Annotated in this window: 12 protein-coding genes and 1 tRNA gene; 5 read left to right on the plus strand and 8 right to left on the minus strand. The window is 60.9% G+C overall.

Annotated elements, in window-relative coordinates:
- Positions 1-28: 28 nt before the first annotated feature.
- From B0T39_RS19900 to B0T39_RS19915, 3 genes are all read left to right on the plus strand, one after another.
- Entirely contained in the window at positions 29-2,686 is a 2,658-nt protein-coding gene (locus tag B0T39_RS19900) for a cytochrome c peroxidase (RefSeq protein WP_081549685.1), read from the plus strand.
- A gap of 189 nt (positions 2,687-2,875) precedes the next feature.
- Entirely contained in the window at positions 2,876-3,499 is a 624-nt protein-coding gene (locus B0T39_RS19905) for a YopT-type cysteine protease domain-containing protein (protein ID WP_081549687.1), read from the plus strand.
- A gap of 610 nt (positions 3,500-4,109) precedes the next feature.
- Entirely contained in the window at positions 4,110-4,541 is a 432-nt protein-coding gene (locus tag B0T39_RS19915; RefSeq protein WP_141111320.1) for a hypothetical protein, read from the plus strand.
- An 83-nt stretch (positions 4,542-4,624) separates the two neighbouring features.
- Here B0T39_RS19915 and B0T39_RS25725 read toward each other — a convergent pair whose 3' ends face one another.
- Genes B0T39_RS25725 through B0T39_RS19925 form a run of 3 tightly spaced genes read right to left on the minus strand, consistent with a single transcriptional unit; the run spans position 4,625 to position 6,977 of the window.
- On the minus strand, positions 4,625-4,798 hold the full coding sequence (locus B0T39_RS25725) for a hypothetical protein (protein WP_166453356.1): 174 nt from the start codon (positions 4,796-4,798) through the stop codon (positions 4,625-4,627).
- Complete coding sequence (locus B0T39_RS19920; RefSeq protein WP_081549693.1) at positions 4,791-6,326, minus strand: anti-phage dCTP deaminase; 1,536 nt, start codon at positions 6,324-6,326, stop codon at positions 4,791-4,793. Before B0T39_RS19920 ends, B0T39_RS25725 begins: the two co-directional genes overlap by 8 nt.
- Positions 6,327-6,350: 24 nt before the next feature.
- Positions 6,351-6,977: a glutathione S-transferase family protein gene (locus B0T39_RS19925; protein ID WP_081549695.1), complete on the minus strand. Its 627-nt coding sequence runs from the start codon at positions 6,975-6,977 to the stop codon at positions 6,351-6,353.
- Positions 6,978-7,145: 168 nt separating this feature from the next.
- Between B0T39_RS19925 and B0T39_RS19930 the strand changes: the two genes are divergently transcribed.
- A tRNA-Ala gene (locus B0T39_RS19930) sits at positions 7,146-7,221 on the plus strand.
- Between the two features lie 337 nt (positions 7,222-7,558).
- On the opposite strand, the gene B0T39_RS19935 is transcribed toward B0T39_RS19930, so the two are convergent.
- Both B0T39_RS19935 and B0T39_RS19940 read right to left on the minus strand, forming a co-directional pair.
- Positions 7,559-9,265 carry an amidase gene (locus B0T39_RS19935; RefSeq protein ID WP_081549697.1) on the minus strand — a complete coding sequence of 569 codons (1,707 nt, stop codon included), beginning with the start codon at positions 9,263-9,265 and terminating at the stop codon, positions 7,559-7,561.
- A gap of 173 nt (positions 9,266-9,438) precedes the next feature.
- A complete protein-coding gene (locus B0T39_RS19940) occupies positions 9,439-10,383 on the minus strand; it encodes a LysR family transcriptional regulator (RefSeq protein ID WP_081549725.1) in 945 nt (314 codons plus the stop codon).
- Positions 10,384-10,611: 228 nt separating this feature from the next.
- On the opposite strand from B0T39_RS19940, the gene aguA reads away from it, so the two are divergent.
- On the plus strand, positions 10,612-11,748 hold the full coding sequence (gene aguA / locus B0T39_RS19945) for an agmatine deiminase (RefSeq protein ID WP_254894610.1): 1,137 nt from the start codon (positions 10,612-10,614) through the stop codon (positions 11,746-11,748).
- A gap of 468 nt (positions 11,749-12,216) precedes the next feature.
- Here the strand turns inward: aguA and B0T39_RS19950 are convergent, their stop codons facing one another.
- From B0T39_RS19950 to B0T39_RS19960, 3 genes are all read right to left on the minus strand, one after another.
- Entirely contained in the window at positions 12,217-13,335 is a 1,119-nt protein-coding gene (locus B0T39_RS19950) for a fimbrial protein (RefSeq protein ID WP_081549699.1), read from the minus strand.
- A gap of 108 nt (positions 13,336-13,443) precedes the next feature.
- The gene (locus B0T39_RS19955) at positions 13,444-16,506 is read right to left on the minus strand and encodes a two-partner secretion domain-containing protein (protein WP_081549701.1); all 3,063 of its coding nucleotides are present in this window, start codon (positions 16,504-16,506) and stop codon (positions 13,444-13,446) included.
- A 71-nt stretch (positions 16,507-16,577) separates the two neighbouring features.
- Complete coding sequence (locus B0T39_RS19960; protein WP_081549703.1) at positions 16,578-18,275, minus strand: ShlB/FhaC/HecB family hemolysin secretion/activation protein; 1,698 nt, start codon at positions 18,273-18,275, stop codon at positions 16,578-16,580.
- Positions 18,276-18,282: the final 7 nt, after the last annotated feature.

Here is an 18,282-nt window from a genome sequence, read left to right on the forward strand (position 1 = left end):
GAAATGAAAATGATTATTAATTACAAAAATGCACTCGCGCCTTGTTCTTCCCTTTATTCTGGCGGGCAGCCTGGCCGTGGCCGCCTGCTCCGGCGGCCCCGCCGCTCAGCCAGTACGCACCGGCGTCTTCGTCGATAGCCCGGTAGCGGGCCTGGACTACGACAGCGGCAGCCATGCTGGCAAAACCACCGCCAACGGCGAATTCCGCTATCTGGACGGCGAAACCGTCGTCTTTCGCATCGGCCAGCTGGAACTGGGCCGCAGCCTGGGCGCGCCCCAGCTGACTCCGCTGCAACTGGCCGGCAGCCAAAACCCGGCGGATCCCAAAGTGCTGCGCCAGGTACAGCTGCTGCTGACGCTGGACGAAGACGACAACCCCAATAACGGCATCCAGATCAGCGCCGACACCGCGGCCCGCTTCCGCCGCAGCCAAAGCTTGGCCCAGGCCGGCGATCTGCAAACCCTGCTGGACAGCGCCGGCATCGCCCGCAGCGTGGTGGCCGACGACTACGCGGCCAGCCACTTCCGCCTCAGCCTGGCCGCGCTGCGCGAACAGCCGCCCGGTCCGCGCTTCGCCCCGCTGGCCGAAACCAACGGCGCGCCCTTGAGCGACGCGGGCGAACGCGCCGGTTGCGTGAAAGACAAGCAGACCGGCCTGATCTGGGAAGTGAAGTCCGTGCAAGGCCTGCGCAGCCAATTCCACAGCTATTACGCCAGCGCCAGCCGCAATCCGGAACGCCCGGCCCAGTGCGAGCCCGGCCAGGAAGATTGCCTGGCCGTCACCTACACCGAAGCCGTGAACAAGCAAAAACTCTGCGGCTTCGAAGACAGCGAAGACGACATCGCCGCGGAGCGCGGCTGGCGGTTGCCCACCGAGCGCGAACTGAAAACCCTGTTGGACTGGAGCCAGTACGACCGCTCACGCGGCCTGCCGGCCATGGACCGCCACGCCTTCCCGGACGCCGAAGCCACCTTTTACTGGACCGCCACCAGCCGCCGCGGCGAAGGCGCGGTGGCGGTGGCCTTCGACGACACCCACCGCACCCTGTCCAGCGTCAGTCTCAGCCTGGGCCAGCCGGCGCGGCTGCGTCTGGTGCGCGGCCCCAAGCTGGCGGACGATTCCAACCCGGAAGACAATCCGCCGCCGCAGCCGGCCTACATCCCGGTCAGCGCCGACGGCCAACTGGCCGCGCCGGCCCAGGCCGCCTGCGTTGACGACAACCTGCACCCGGACAGCTGGCGCGACGTCATCCTGTGGCAAGCCCGGCCGCGGCCGGCCGACGCCGCCAGCCTCAATCCGGCGCTGGCCGCGCTGCAACAGCAGCGGCTGTGCCAGCAGGACAATTGGCGGCTGCCCAGCGTGGTCGAGGCCATCCGCTGGCTGCAATTGCAACAGGACCCGGACTACCCCGCCGCTAACGCCGCCGCCCGAATATGGGCGCGCGACGCGAGCGGCGAGCTTTACAGCCTGGACCGCAACGGCGGGAAACAGAGCGCGGCCCATCTCGCCGGCCAGGCCGAGCAACCGCTGCTGGTCGCCCTCTCCATCCGCCCGGCCAAACCGCCGCTGCCGGACAGCGACGGCGAGGAGCCGGACGCCGCCCAACTGGCGCAATGGCGGACCCGCTACGGCCAATACCAGCCGGGCGCGGACCGCCAAGCGTCCTGGCCCGCTCCCACGCTGGACGCGTCGGCGCAAGCCGGTTTCCACGATCTGGGCTTGCTGCCGGCGGCGCCGTTTCCGGCCGACAACCCCTATAGCGCCGCCAAGGCGGCGCTGGGCGACAAACTGTTCCGCGATCCCCGGCTGTCCCGCAACAACCGCATCGCCTGCATCAGCTGCCACGCGCCGGAACACGGCTGGAGCGATCCGCGTCCGGTGTCCCAGGGCCACATCGGCCAATTGGGCGGCCGCAACGCCATGACCCTGCTCAACACCGCCTACGTCGGCGCGCTGTTCTGGGACGGCCGCGCCGCCAGCCTGGAAGAGCAAGCCAAGGGTCCGGTGGTCAATCCGCTGGAAATGCACCAGCCGCTGGGCCAGGCCGTGGCCAAGATCGCCGCCGCGCCGGAATACGCGCCGCTGTTCGCCGCCGCCTACGGCGACAGCCGCGTGGACCTGGACCGCATGGCCAAGGCCATCGCCACCTTCGAGCGCACCCTGATCAGCCAGGACAGCGCCTTCGACCGCTTCCTCAAGGGCGAGCGCGCCGCGCTGAACGACCAGGCGCTGTGGGGTCTGCATCTGTTCCGTACCAAGGCGCGCTGCATCAACTGCCATAACAGCCCGCTGCTGTCCGACAACCAGTTCCACAACACCGGCCTCAACTTCATCGGCCGAGACAAGGAAGACCTGGGCCGTGGCGGCGTCACCGGCTTGCGCGCCGATCTGGGCAAGTTCCGAACTCCCACCCTGCGCGACCTGCTCTACACCGGCGACTACATGCACACCGGCGACATGCCGCTGGATGAGGACGGCGCCGGCGTGATCGAGTTCTACAACAACGGCGGCAATCTGGTGGAAGCGGTGGGCGTGGAAAAATACACCCTGCCCAAGCCCTCGCCGCTGCTCAAGCCGCTGGGCCTCAGCGCCGCGGAAAAGCAAGCGCTGCACGCCTTCCTGCAAGCGTTGTCCGGCCCGCCGCGCCTGCAGCCGGCCAGCGAAGCCGAGCTGTTCCGGCGCTGATAAGCTATTTGCGATCCGCTGCGCATCGGCAATGCAGCGTTAAATCGCCATCGCCCGGCCTCACCGCCGGGCCGCGCTTGCCTGAATCCACTGGCGCAAATGCCGTTTACGGTTTATCCCAAAATATCGCGCCATGACAGGCGCGTGTTTTGCCAACTGAAAACCGACGGATAGCAAGAGAGGGACGCGATGGCGTGGTCGTTGCGAAGGGCTTTCAATAATGCCGGGAACGGCGCCAACGCCGCCGGAGTGTGCGAGGCCGCGGTCTGCCTGTGGCTTAAACACATCCAGGATCGCGTGGGTAAATTCAATATGGGCAGCAGCGCCGGCGACTACCTGCCCACCACCGCGCAGGCGGACGCGCTTTACCAGCAGTTCGACAACGGCGCCTACCTGTTCCGCTTCGCCTCCTATCTGGAACAGCAGGTCTACCCCTCGGTGGCCGCCAATAACCGGGTGGGCGATGCCAGCCACGCGGAAACCTTCGGTCTTACCTTCTGCCACTACTGCAACAACGCCCACGGCGCCAGCGCCCAAGCCTGGCAAGACATCATCGAAAACCGGATGGTGCGCGGCGACGCGCTCTTCCTCAACCTGATGCATAACGGTGGCGCTTCCGGTCACGCCGTCGGCGTCTACAAGGGCAGCGACTATATCTGGGTGTTCGATCCCAATTGCGGGCTCTACCGCGGCAATGTCAGCGCCGGCTGCTGCAGCGCGGCGGACTTGTTCCGCGCGGCGCAATATCTGGCCGGCCTCACCACCGGCTATTGGAACGAGACGGTTTACTACGGGCTGCATATGCGGGGGTGATTTGCGAAGTTACGATTTTTGAGAGTTTGAATCCGCTTCACGGATGATGATTCAGGGCCGGTTCCGCCCGGCAAACGGAAAGGGGAATTTGCGCGGCCAAATTCCCCTTTACCCCAAAGGCCGCCCTGCAAGCCTGGCCTTCGGCTTCCCGCCGGCTCCCGTCAGTCCCGAGGCGCGGCTGAACTCGCAGCGCGCTAACGTCGCGCTGCTCGAACAAGCAGCCGCTTAAAACCTCGGGCCTGCCACCCGTCGGCAGGCTTGAAGGGAGCAGGGGCGCGTCGAATACGTGGTTTTCTTAACGTCACATTGGCTTGTGCAAGTGTGAATCCAGTCGCCGCTCCCTTGACCCCTCTTGGAACAACGGCAACAATCCGCCTTGTGCCGCGTAATAGTGGCACCGGGACTGCAAACCCGTGGGAGTTAGGCCTGACATGTCAGCTGCGGTTGATGTGTCCGAACGTCATTGGCACGACCTTTTCAAGGGCGGGCTATGGCGGGGAGGCCTATGGCCTGCCGGTCCTTACTCCCGGTTTTGCAGCCCTGTCATGTGCCCGCCACCCTCGTCTGCAAACGGGGAGGCTTTCGGAGCTTTGAGTAAGGAGGTCCTGCCATGAGTAACCCGTATTTCCCCCCGCGCCGCCGCTATAAAGGTGTATCAAGAGAAGCTGTCGAAACCTTGTTGCCCTTCGTCAGCTTCATCCCCGGCCGCACTTATCCCCATTACTGGCAAATCGAGCCCAGCTACGACTCTTATCCACAGGCCTGCGCCGACGGCCGCGAATACGCCGCCCATCTGCTGCAATGGCTGAAGGACAATCCCTTGCTGGTCGGCTCCGGCCTGCTCGGTCGCATCGCCCGCGACATCGACTTTGCCAACGCGCAGCAGCGCGGCGTTTGGGTGGCCTTCTTCAACCACCTGGAACGTGTTCTATCTTTGGGGCTGCGCGGCTTGGATGTGTTCGCCCATGTCGATGGCCAGCACGATTATCACTTGGCGGTGGAGGCGAGTTTTGAGCTGGAGGGGAAGGTGAGGAAGACTTAAGTCAACCAGAGAAGTGAGAAGCCCGGCGGTGCCGGGCTTTTAAGTAGAGTTATGAGACTGCTGCGTAATGACTACAGCAAATGCTACTTTTCCCGCTTTTGGCATGAATATGCAGCAGAAGGAGCAAAGCGACTGACACTAGATGTAGTGCTGTCTTGAGTTTTTCTTGCTAAATCTTGTTTCCAAGAAGGCCATTGCTCAATATTTTGACTTGCCGCTTTCAAGACATCCTGAGCTGACTTTACTGGTTTATTCATGAGACCCTCCAGAAGAAAACTTGATAAGTATACTTGCAAAGTGGGCAACAAAAATAGTTTCTTTTTCCAGGTAGTTTAGTGGATACATCTGCATACGCAAGGGCGGAAGGGACTGTCCTGGCCATGGGAAGACTTTTCCACTACTGTTTTTGCGTTTTATCGGAAAGCCATCGCTCATCTGCATCGAGAATAGATCAAAGAATCGTCTTGGGCCAACTCCAACAAAAGGCTCAAATATTACTTTTGTTTTGTAGTCATCTTTTACCGAAGAAATAGAGTCGTCATGAAAACACATTGCTTTTGATTTTGGATAGGGCTCGATGTAAACAACCCTTTCAATCCCGGATGCAATGACATGCTTTGCACAGTTATGGCATGGAAATGTTGTGCAGTATAAATTTGTAGAAGAAGTAGATATACCATTGCGAGCGCAGTTTAAAATGGCATCCATTTCAGCGTGAACGACCCGGCCATATTCTGTTATATCTTTTATTTTTGATCCATAAAGAACTTTTTTTATTCGGTTTAATACTTTTTTACGGGCTATTTTATTTTTTATATGGCGTGATGTTATCTGGTTTTCTATTTTTTTAATAATACTACTTATTATTTCTTGTTTTTCTATAGAGTTAGAGTCTACTCCTCTTTTGTAATCCCTACCTCTTGTATCGTCGACAACTTCACCTGTTGCTGTGATACTTGGCCAATAGACCCCTCCTTTGAATTTAGGAACATCATTAGATCCAGTTGAGATAATAGTTTGGTCTTTAGCTATAACTGCTCCTACTTGACGGGACAAGTCGGCAGATCTCAAAGCTGACGAAAATGCCATAAACATGGCAAACTCATCAAACGTGGGTGTTTTAAATGGATCGCCAAAAATTATATCAATAATTCTGTGAATGCTATTTGTTACAATATCCTCATTTCCATCGTAGCTAACAAAAAAATCTGAAAGATGGAATGCATCCCTAGTTTTTTGACCATAAGAATCTGGGTCTTCCTCATCTCGACGAATAAGAGCTTCAGCTTGCTCTTCAGTCATCACCATGTCTATAAGAGTTTTTTTTCTCCTTTTTTCTTCTGAGTAAACTGATATTGCATAGAATCCAGTTTGATATATTTCTCTGAGACGTATGATTTCTTCAGGTGTTTTGATAGAGTTAATGATGAATGCTGTGTTTTTTAAAGGGCCAGGTTGTTCTGCCGCGTCTTGTTCTTTTTTTCTAGCCTCATTAATGACAAGAGAAATCCCTCCAGCTAAAATTCCATTGTCGTTCGCTAGTTTCCTAATTTCATTGCCCTTGTCCATGTAATATGAGATGTGTTCAAATTTTTTTGGTAAGTTATCTTGATTTGGGTATATAAAATCAATAACTTGCTTAGAAACTCTTATGTCATGAGAGGTGTAATTGTAAGACTTTAGCTTGTTTTTGATTGGTTCTATAATTTTCTTTAAATCAGTTCCAATTGCTCCCACAAGAGCAATGACAATTTCAGATTCATTGAAATTTATAATATCAGACATGTGATGCCCTCTGAATTCTGATTATTAAGCTACCCCCACACTCCCATGCGTCACAAATCCCGGCCGTTGAATCAGGCGCTGATAATAGGCGTGCGCATGCGGCAGTTCCAGCTTGTCGAAAGGCGTTAGCTGCCAGCGGTGGATGGACAGGCCGAGCACGATGTCGGCCAGGGTGAAATCGTCGCCGCAGATATAGGGTGTATTCTGCGAAGCCAGCTGCCGGTCTAGAATGGCCATATAGTGGCCCCATTGCTGGATGCTGGCCTGGATTAGCGCCGGGTCCTGGTGTTCCGGGCTGTGGCGGCTGAGGCCGTGGAAGGCATAGCCCCAGGAGCCGTTCAGCTCGGTGGCCTGCCAGTCCATCCATTTTTCCACTTGGGCGCGGCTGCGCGGATCGGTGGGCAGCAAGTGGCTGGCCCGGCGCGAGTCGGCCAGGTAGCGGCAGATGGTGTTGGATTCCCACAGCACCAGGCCGTCGTCCACCACTGTCGGAATCAGCGCATTAGGGTTGAGCGCCAGGAATTCCGGGCTGCTGGCGGACTGAAAGCCGCGGCCCCAGTCTTCGCGTTGGTAGTCGATGCCGATTTCATGACAGGTCCACAGCACTTTGCGGACATTGATGGAACTGGTGCGGCCCAGGATGCGCAGCATGGAAATCTCCGGCGATGATGTTGGGATGGACCGGAGCAGTGTAGTCCCGCCGGAGGCGGGCATGCCATTGAAATGAAGAGTTGTGGCGAGGATGCGCCAGCTTGGCCGGCCGCCATGGGGTCGGGCTTGGCAAGCGCAAGGCCCTTGTCATATGATGGCTGTCGATTTGGGCCGATAGCTCAGCTGGGAGAGCGCTGCGTTCGCAATGCAGAGGTCGGGAGTTCGATCCTCCTTCGGTCCACCAATTCCCCCCTTCTTGTTTTTTCCTGCGTGAAACTAGAGAGCATTTTTTTGCAGTTGCTGCAAAGATAGGCGATCGGGCCTTACACGAGAGCGTTCGTAAGCATTGGCATTAGGCCTGTGCATATAACACTGAACTGCGCATCACTATCCAAGCAAACCCGCCTAACGGCGGGTTTGTCCTTGCTATTGTGTGCTTATTCAGCTGAAGTCGTCGTCCAGCGCCACTCCCCATGGATGCAGGTTCGGCCAGAGCGGTAATCCCCCTCCAGGAAACCAATGATGGCCTCCAAGCCACTGCTACTGGCTGAACGCCCGTCCTGGTCTGCCCTAGCGGGTGATCATTGAGCTAGCGGTGGTGTGCGCGGCGGGATCATGCGCTTGTTGCCGGTGGCTTCAAATGCGCCAGCGAAGCGCAGCAGCGCGTTGTCATCATAGGCGCGCCCCGCAAAAGTCAGCCCCACCGGCATGCCGATATCAGCCATCACCCCCATCGGTACGGTAACCGTCGGGACGCCAAGATGGCGGATGGCGAGGTTGCCATTGGCTACCCAGACGCCGTTGCTCCAGGCGATGTCGGCGGAGCGCGGATTGACGTCTGCATCTGCCGGGCCGACGTCGGCCACGGTGGGGAACAGCACGGCGTCCAGCTTTAGCGCATCCATCCAGTCTTCCAGATCCAGCTTGCGGGTCTTTTCCAGACCACGCAGACCATCCGGCACGCTTTCAATCCGGTCATAGGACTTGAGGCCCCGCTTGGCCATGTTGACGTACTCGTCCATGCCGGCGGCCAGGTCCCCTTCGCGGTTTGGCAAGGTGCCCGGATCGTGCGGGAAGATCTTCGGACCATCCACGTCAGCCAGTTTGTTGAGCTTGGGGTCGCCGTTGGCGCGCAGGAACTCATCGAAAGCCCAACCGGACAGCTCCCACAGCTCGTCATTGAGGAACTCAGGCGAGACGATGCCGCGGTTGAATACAGTGGGCGCGCCGGGACGATCGCCTTCACAGTTGGAAACCAGCGGAAAATCCACTTCGATGACTTCCGCTCCGGCGGCTTCCAGTGCCTGACGCGCGGCTTCCCAGAGATCGATCACCGATGCGCGGGTATGGATGCGCTGTCCGGTCGGGCCGCCGATGCCAGGCGTCTCGCTGGTGCCGGCCAGTTCGTCCTTGTTGATGTACATGCGTGGTATGCCAAAGCGCTTGCCTTTGAGTGTGTCGGGCTGAGCCAGCAGGCCGGAATAGGAATCTGGCCGGACCTCCGAGGCTTTGGGAATCTCCACCCAGGGCTGCAGGCGCCATAGGTCGCCACGGCTGATCGGGTCGTCCGCGACGATGACGTCGAGCACTTCGAGCAAGTCCGCCATGGTGCGGGCGTACGGCACGACAACGTCCATGGTCGGTGTCAATGGCCAGTTGCCGCGTACCGAGATCACCCCGCGAGACGGCGTATAGGCACACAGGCCATTGTTCGAGGCCGGGCCGCGGCCGCTTGACCAGGTCTCCTCGGCCATGCCGAAGGCGGCGAAGCTGGCGGCTGTCGCGGTGCCGGCGCCATTGGAAGAGCCGGAGGCGAACGGCGCCGTCAGGTAGTTGGCGTTGTAGGGGCTTTCGGCGCGACCGTAGCAGCCGCGCTGCATGCCGCCATTGGCCATGGGCGGCATATTGGTCTTGCCCAGGCAGATGGCGCCGGCGGCGCGCAGGCGCGCTATGGTGAAGGCATCGTGTTGGGCTAGCAGATCCTTGAACGCCGGGCTGCCTGAAGCGGCGGTCAGCCCCTGCACCAGATAGCTGTCCTTGGCGGTATAGGGAATGCCGTCCAGCGGGCTCAGCGTTTCACCACGAGCGCGACGGGCATCGGATGCCTCGGCTTCCTTGATCGCCTCCGGATTACGCACCACCACCGCATTGAGCCTGGTCTCCGTCGCGGGGCCATCGTAGGCCTCTATCCGCGCCAGATAGGCCTTGACCAGTTCGACCGCTGTCGTACGCCCGGATTCGAGCGCGGCGCGCAGCTCGGCAATGGATAGCTCGGTCACCTCGATCATGCTACTACCTCCACTAAGAAGACGGATTTCATGCCCATCGCGGTGACCGTTTTCCTGCAGGCGCAGGCGGGTCATGCCGCACGGTAGCCGGCGCGCGCATGGGCTGTTCTGCAATATGGCGGCTAATCTACAAGAGATAGCGTTATACGGGAAAATGATTCATTTTGATGCACTTATTCATGCGGCGAATACCGGGGCAGCGCCGCATCATCGGATTCGATGAGCTTGCGCATCAAATCGCGCAGCCAGTGCAGCGCAGGATGACTATCCTGCACCGGGTGCCAGATGCAGTTAAGGTGATAGCCTGGCAACTCTTCCGGCAACGCCACCATCTTCAAGGGCCAGTAACCCGCCATCATCGCCGCTACTTTCTTGGGCAGGATAAACAAATGATCGGTGTTGCTGACGATGGCGGCTGCAGCCATATAGCTTTGGCTGTGTACCGAAATCTTGCGCTGCAAGCCGCGCTCGGCAAGAAAATCATCCATTGGCGACCCCAGATTGCCCAGCGGCGTGTGGAAGACATGCGGCAAGGCAATCAGATCCGATAGTGTCAGTCTATCGTTCTGGAGCGGGTGATCATGGCGCAAGATGCCGATCAGCGGCTCGTTCAGCCAGGTTTCCCGGCACAGATAGCTGGGGATGGACATGTATTCGTCAAAACCCAGCAGGAAGTCGATTTCGCCGTCGGCCAGCGCCAGTTCCGGAATGTCTTCCCGCAGGATGGTGATGTCGATATGAACGTTAGGCGCGGCCTCCGCCAGTTTTTTCACCAGGGGCGGAATCAGCACGCACTCTACATAATCCGTGGTGCACAGGGTAAAGCGGCGCGTCGATGTTGCTGGGTCAAAGGCCTCCGGCTGGCTGAAATGGCTTTGCAGCAGGCTGAGCGCCTGATGGACGCCCTGTTGCAGATAGAGTGCTTTTTGCGTCGGCAGCATGCCGTGCGGCGAGCGCACCAGCAGCGGGTCGTCGAAGAATGTCCGCAAGCGATTGAGCGAGTGACTCATCGCCGGCTGGCTGACAAACAGTTTCTCTGCCGCCCGTGTGACACTGCGCAGGCTGATCAGGGCATCCAGTGCCAGCAACAGGTTCAGATCCAGTTGATGCAGTTTCACACCATTCACCGTATTTATGAAAGCATTCGTATTGTTCATTTGCTGAATAGTTTGGCTCTTCATAGACTACGCCTGTCAATCACTTCGTCGTTCATTGCAGAGGAAATCTGCAGTTCCAGAACGTTGATCCGCCCGGCGAATGTGCATTGGTCAAGCCTCCGCATCGCGCAGATCGGGAGACGTGTCGAGTCTGTCATCCGCAAATGCACGATTTATTGAATACTTCTGATGGCATTTATCAAGCCGATGGTGATCAAAATGAACAATAAAACGCACAATAGCCTACCTGCCGCCGACGGTTTTCACATGCCGGCCGAGTGGGCTGAGCATCAGGCGGTATGGATGATCTGGCCGCAGCGCCCGGATAACTGGCGCCATGCCGGACGCGAGGCGCAACAGGCTTTTGCTGCCATCGCCAAAGCCATTTCGGCGACTACGCCCGTGTTCATGGCCGTGCCAGAACCGTTCATGTCACAGGCGCGCGCCGTCATGCCGTCCGAAGTCACCCTGGTTGCAATGAATAGCGATGACTGCTGGATGCGCGACAGCGGACCGACCATGGTGATCGATCAGGCGGGCCATCTGCGTGGCGTGGACTGGAAGTTCAATGCCTGGGGCGGCTTCAATGGCGGGCTGTACCATCCTTGGGATCAGGATAGTGAAGTGGCGGGCCAGGTGTTGGCCCACCATGGCTTTGATCGCTACCTAGCTCCGCTGGTGCTGGAAGGCGGCTCGATTCATGTCGATGGTGAAGGTACGCTGCTCACCACCGCGGAATGTCTGCTCAATCCCAATCGCAATCCGGATTTGTCCAAAGCCCAGATTGAGGCCTTGCTTTCCGAGTATCTGGATGTGACGCACTTCATCTGGTTGCCGGAAGGCGTGTTCATGGATGAAACCGACGGTCACATCGACAATATGTGCTGCTTTGCCCGTCCAGGGGAAGTTGTGCTGCACTGGGTCGACGATGAGCAGGATCCGCAGTATCCGCGTTCGCAGGCCGCCTACGAAGTGCTGTCCAAAGCGCGCGACGCCAAGGGCCGCCAGCTCAAGATCCACAAGATGCTGGCCCCGGGCCCCTTGTTCTATGAGCAGGATGAAACGGCTGGCGTGGTGGCTAGCGGGCAGGCGGTGCCGCGTGAGGTTGGCGAGCGCATGGCCGCTTCTTATGTCAATTTCCTGATCAGCAACGGACAGATTATTTTCCCGCTTCTGGATGAGCGTACCGATGCCGCGGCAGCCAGCCGCTTGCAGGAGATCTTCCCTGAGTACCGAATTGTCGGCGTCCCGGCACGCGAGGTACTGCTTGGCGGCGGCAATATTCACTGCATAACCCAGCAAATTCCGGCAGGCAAGGCTGGCTGAGGCACTATCGTGCACGGCGGGTGCATTCCCGCCGTTTCTGTCTGCCATGCGCCGAGCTTGTGCGGAATTTTGTGCGTGGTCAGCTTATGGTTCCCAAGGTCGGCCGAGATATGGTTCCGATCACACTATGTGACCGGAGGCCTGCCTGGGCCAAACGGCCAAGCTCGTCCTTCCGGTTTCGCGTTTCCGCCCCCTTCCGCAGTCATTCCGTTTTTCGCCTTTTTCATTCCCTGAGCTCTTGATCCAGCGAGACCTTCCGTGTTTGAAACCCTGCCTCAGAACGTGTTTACGATCTCGCGAGCTAAGGCGAGACAAGGCGAAAACGGTTGAGAAAGCGGAGTGTACAGACGGTACATGAGCATTTCGAAACCATTTTCAACACCGTATCGCCGACGCGCAGCAGATCGTAAACACGTTCTCAGACCAAGCCCACGGCACGGCGCATGGGCGGTCAGGGAGGGCACGGCTTCAGGGATAGGTGATCATGAAAACGGCCTTGGCATTGGCGTGGCCGGCGGTGACATTGCCGGTGCGCACATAGTGGGCGAACAGCGGCATGCTGACCATTCCGTCCAGGGGTGAACCCATGTCGAAGCTGGGCGTGCCGGCATCGTTTTCCGGCCCAAACGTGATGATGTCGCTTTCCGCGCCGGCCAGACTCCGGCTCAGTTGCAGCCCCAGGCCTTGGGCCGCGGCGACGCCTCCTTCGGGGTTGGCGTTGATGCTGAGTAGCCGGCTGATATTGCCGGGCTGGTTGGCGTCGCTGAACTGAATCTTGGGCCGGGCTTGCGCCGCGCATTTGCTGAGCTGCAGCGAGAATTGCTGGGGCGCTTGGGTGGATGGCTGGCCCAAGGCGGGGAAGTCCGCCGGGGTGTACTGGCCCATTGGGACGGTGATGTTGGCGGTCTGTAGTTCGCAGGTGTTGGCCACGGACACGTTGATGTCCAACAGCTCGCCAAAAGAGGCCTGCTGGTAACAATCTCTTGTTACATTGCCGTTGCGGGTGGCGTCAATGTAGAAGGAGGCGCCGGCGCCGGGCACGTTCCCCACGGTGCCGCCGGGCGTGGGACCGGTCAAGATCAGTTCCTGATACAGCTGCAAGATTAGGGTGTCGGATGCTCCGCCATTCGTGCGTTCGGCGGGCTTCGAGGTCAACACGCGTTCTATAGTGGGGTCGTACGGCAGAGAGGGCTCTCCGTTCCCTGCCTGGTAGCTCCAGCGCAAACCGATGCCGGCGATATTGGTGGGAATGGTTTCATGTGGCCCAAGCTGGCCGCCGTTGCCGTGGGTCCAGGCGCCGTGGATGCGCACGATGTCCGGGCCGCCAACCTGACCTTGATATTCGCCGCGCACGGCAATGCCGCGCTTGACCAGCACGGTGCCGGGCTTGGTGTTGGCGGTAATGGTGATGGTGTTGCTGCTCAGGTCAACCCAGGGGCCGGGCTTGGTGTTGGCGAGAGTGCAGTTGCGCGCCGCCGCCGCCGCGTGGGCTGAGACGCCATGGCTAAGCAAAAGGGCGGTCAGGCAGGCCGCGCATGCGCGCCGGATAAGCCGCGCTTGTGGTGTGGAGCGGATTGCGTGGGCCATTTTTCCTTCCTTGGGAACCGATGACGGTCCGCGCCGCTCCAGCGGAGGCGGCGCGAACCGGATTACAGCCTGGTCAGGCCGCCGGATAGACCGGCGGCCGGGCGGGGCTTAGAAGTAGTAGTAAGACGAGATGGTGCCCTGATTGACGCCGTACAGCGGCACCAACAGCGCATTGCCCATGACTTCATTGGCGCGCATCAGGCCGTAGTTCCAACCCACCAGGCCGCCATAGGTCTGGCGCCAGCCATTGACGAAGTTGACCTTGCTGGTGGCGGTGGAGTAGTCGACGGTGCCGCCGTCTTCGTTCATGCCCACCAGGCCGCCCAGGATGCTCTCCACGCCGCCGCTGACCGCGCCGCTGGCCACGGAGCTCTGGATTTCGCTCTGGTTGAGTCCCACCAGGCCGCCGACGTTGCTGCGGTATTCGCCGCGCACATTGCCGGTGGCTTGGGCGGTGGTGATGCGGCCGGCGTTTTCGCTATTGCTGTTGACGCCCACCAGGCCGCCGACGTGGCTGGTGTTGCCGCCGGAAACGTCGCCGGAAGCGTCCACGGACTCCAGGTTGCCGCCGTTGTAGCCTACCAGGCCGCCTACTCGGCTATTGGTCCCGCCGCTGACTTTGCCGCTGGCGCGCGCATAGCTGACGTTGCCGCTGTTGTTGCTGCCTATCAGGCCGCCCACGCGGCTGTTATGGCCGCCGGTCACCGCGCCGCGCGCTTCCGCTGTGCGGATGTTGCCGCCGTTGTTGGTGCCGATCAGGCCGCCCAGGCTGGCGCCGGAGGTGTCGTACACCGCGCCGGTGGCGCTGACGTCTTCCAGCTCTCCGCGTTGGTTAAGGCCCACCAGGCCGCCAATGGCGGAGCTGCCCACGCCGGTGATCTTGCCGCTGGCGCTGGATTTCACGATCTGGCCGCCTTCGTTGTGGCCCACCAGGCCGCCGATGCGGCTGTCGTAGGTGGCGTATACGCTGTTGCTGGCTTGGGAGTCGATAATCCGGCCGCCTTTGGTGTAGCCCACCAGGCCGCCGACATTGACGCCGGCGCGGGCGTCGATAGCCCCGGCGGCGCTGGAGCCGCTGATTGTGCCGCCGTTGTTGAGGCCCACCAGGCCGCCCACGCCGCCGCTGCCGATTTCATTGCGCGGCATGTAGTAGGCGTACACGCGGGCATCGGTGCGGGAGGCATGGATGACGCCGCGGTTTTCCCCCACCAGGCCGCCCAGCACTTGGGTGTAGCCGTTGCCGTAGACGTTGCCGGTATAGGCGGAGTTGAACACGTCGCCGGTATTGGCGCCGATCAGGCCGCCGACGATGTTCATCGGGCTGCCGTAGGCGTTGACGGTGGCGTTGCTGGTGGCGTTGTGGACGGTGCCGGTGTTGCGGCCCACCAGGCTGCCGATTTCGACGCGGCCGGTGTAATTGGCGTAGCCGGTTACGGAGCTGTTGATCAGGTTGACGTTGCCGATGACGCCGGCGTTGTTGGCGAACAAGCCCAGCGCCGGGCCGGCGTTCTGGATGTTCAGGCGGGTGATGTTGTTGCCCAGGCCGTCGAACACGCCGGAGAACGCCGCGCCGCCGTTGCCGCCTATGGAGTTGAACACGCGCCCGTAGCCGTCGATGGCGTTGCCCAGCACATAGAGGCCGTTCAGATTGGTGTTGACGGCTTGCAGTTGGGCCACGTCCTGGATCACGGTGTAACGCTTGCCGTTGGATTCGAAGCCGGCGCCCTTGCCGGACAGGGTGACGCGCTTGCCGGCGGCGACCACGCGGCCTTGGCCGGTAGTGTCTTCGTGGTTGAGCGCCAGCGAGGCGCCGGCTCCGCTCAGGCTGAGGTTGGCGTTGAGCATGACCTGTTTTTGGGCGGTCAGATCCACCGCGGCGCCTGCGCCGCTGGCGTTGAGGTCGGCATTCAGGTTGACGTTTTGCCGGTCGGAGCGCAGCGTCAGCTTATTGCCGCTGGACCAATTGATCTTGCCGTTGGCGTTGAGGTCGCCCTGAGTGCTGACCAGCTCGATATGGGTGTTGGCCAGGTTGCGCGAGACGGTGTCGCTGTAGAGGCCGCTGGACACCGGAGAAGAGGCGGAGGGGCTGAGATCCAGTTGCTCGGCGCTGACTTTCCACGTGCCGGTGCGGCCGTTGCTGGCCGCGGTGGTGACGTTGGTGGCCAGCGCAACGGTCACGGCCTTGCCTTTGACTTCGATCTGGCCGCCGTCGCCCAGGAAGCTGCCTTGAGCGCTGGCGTTAAGCGTGCCGGCCACGTTGACGCGCTGATTGTCGCCGGCGTCCAGCACGATCTTGCCGGCGCGGTTTTGCAGGGTGCGGGCTTCGATCACGCCGGTGTTGTTGACGACGTTGCGCAGGAAGTTGTCGCTGGCGCGGGCGGTCATCAGGACCTCCCCGCCGTCGGCGCGCAGCAGGTTGCCGTTGTGCACTTGGGCGTTCACGGCGGCGGCGTCCACTTGCAGATTCACCAAGCCGGAGCCGTCGAAGTTCAAGGTGAAGGCCTTGCCGCCGGCCAGGGCCACTTTGCCCAGGTTGGCCTGGATCACGCCGGTATTGCTGACGCGCGCGCCCAGCAGCGCCACCGCGCCGCCATTTTGGGCGACGAGGGCGCCCTGGTTGGAGACTTCCGCCGCGGAGTTGCCTTCAAAACGGTAGTTGCCGGCCATGAAGCGTTCGACAGAGAGGTCCTGACTGGAGGCGACCAGGCCGCCCACGTTGACTTGCGCGGTTTTGCCGAACAGCACCCCGTTGGGGTTGACCAGGAACACGCGGCCGTTGGCGTTTAGCTGCCCCATGATGTTGCTGCCGTCCACGCCCACTACGCGGTTGAGGGCGATGGAGGCGCTATTGGGCTGGTTGAAGGTGACTTTGTGGCCGTTGCCGATATTGAAGCTGTTCCAGTCGATCGCCAGTTTGTCGCTGGATTGATTGATGGACATTTGCTTGCCGTTGTCGAACACCAAGATGTTGCCGTTGCCGGCCTTGATGCTGCCGCCGTCCGGCAAGTTGGCCGCCTGGACGTGCGCGGTCAGCAACAGGGCCAGGGCCGGCAGACTACGCGCCAGCAGGCGGCTGCCGCTGCCCGGCTTGCCGCGAGCGCGGCTGAGTTCGCTGCCAACGCTCCAGCACTGGCGCAGGGAATTCCAAATCAGAGCGTAATTCTTATTCATGACAACTCCATCTTGTTGATAAGCGAAATGCGGACTCCCGTGTGAGGGAGGGTGTATCCAGCGCGGCGACGTCACAGTTGCCAGGTCGCCTGCGCCCAGATAGCGGGGTTGCGCGTGTCCTGGCCGCCGTCGTTGCCGACGCGCCAGGCCGCGCTCACATTCAGTCTCAGGCTGTCGCGCAGCCAGTTCAGGCCCAGTCCGGCCGCGGCGCGGCTCAGGACGGGGTTGCGATAGCCCCAATCGCGCTTGTTGGCGCGGGTTTGGCCATAGTCGTAAAACAAGGCGGTTTCCACGCCGGGCCAGGCGGCGTAGCGCAGCTCCAGGTTGCCTATCCAGCCTTGGTCGCCGCTGGCGTCGCCAGCCGGATAGGCGCGCACCGCGTAGGGGCCGCCCAAGCTGATTTTTTCCGAGGAATCCAGATTGCGGTCCGCCCATTGGCCGTTGAATTGGGCGTAGAGGCTGAAGCGCTGGCTGAGCCGTTGCAGGCGGACGGCGCTGAGGCTGAGCTTGCCGAAATGACCTTGGGTATCGGCGGTCAGCCGGTCGGCCCACCGCGCTATCGGGTCGTCAATGCCGAGCCGGCCGTAACCGTAGCCCAGCGAGGCCTGGCTGATGCCGCCGCCGCCCCAGCCATCCTGGCCGTTGGCGCTGAGCATGGCGGTCCATAGGCGCACGCGTTTGGCGCCGCGGCTGTCAAGCAAGTCGATGTCGTCTTTGAGCCGCTTGTCGTCATACATCAGTTGGGCGTAGGCGCTGGCGTTCCGGCCGCGCCACAGCGGCTGGGAGAGAAATCCGCTTTGGATGCGGGCGTTGCCATGGGCTTCCAGATCCGTGAAGTCCCGTCCCAGCCGGTATTCCATATTGGAGTAAGCGGCGCCCACCCGCGTCAGCCAGGGGCCGACCGGCAGTTGATAGGACAGGCGTTGGTATTGCTGGCGGCCATCGCTGCCCATTGCCCGCAGGCTGAGCTGATCGCCCAGCGCCAGAGGGTTGTTGAGGTTGAGGTTGCCGCCCAGCCGGTATTCGCCGGTGTATTTGCTGCCGTAGTTGTCGAGTTCGACGCCGCCGCTCAATCGTTCCCCGGGCAGGGCCTGCACCAGCAGCTCGGAGCTGCCGGCCTGGCTGCCGGGCCGCAGAGTGGAGCGCACTTTGACGCCGGGCAGGTCATTCAAGCGCAACAGGGCGCTGTCCAGCGCGTCGCGCTCCACCAGCTGGCCCGCCAAAGGGCGCAGCGGCGCTTGCAGCACCTCGTTGCGCACGGCGGAGGCGTTGTCCAGCGTCACTTGGTCGTAACGGCCTTCCTGAATGTCGATCCGCACCCAGCCGCCTTCGATATCCTGAGGCGGCAGATAGGCTTGGGCCAGCAGATAGCCGTGCTGCTGATAGAAGCGCGTGATGCCGCTGGCCGCTGCGTGTAGTTCGGCCAGGCTGAGTTCCTGGCCGGCCAAGGCTTGCAGTTGCCGGGCCAGCGTGTCTTGAGCGAATACGCTGTTGCCGCTGAAGCGGAAACCGGTCACCAGCAGGCGCGGGCCGGTGTCCTGGACGGCCGGGGATTCGGCTGCCGGCGGCGTCAATTCCAGCTGCGGAGCCGGGGTAGGCAGCAGCTGCGGCCGCGCCGACTCAATGTCGCGCAAGGACTGGCCGGCGTCCGGCCGTTGCGCCAAGCCGGGCGCGCTCCATGCTAGGCCCAGGCCGGCCGCTAACAGCAGACTATGGGCGCGGCGGTTCAAGATGGGCGCGCGGGACGGGAGGGGGGATCGGTTCTTCATCGGTTTA

The sequence above is a fragment of the Chromobacterium haemolyticum genome, assembly GCF_002081825.1.
In the GTDB taxonomy this organism is placed as follows: domain Bacteria; phylum Pseudomonadota; class Gammaproteobacteria; order Burkholderiales; family Chromobacteriaceae; genus Chromobacterium; species Chromobacterium fluminis.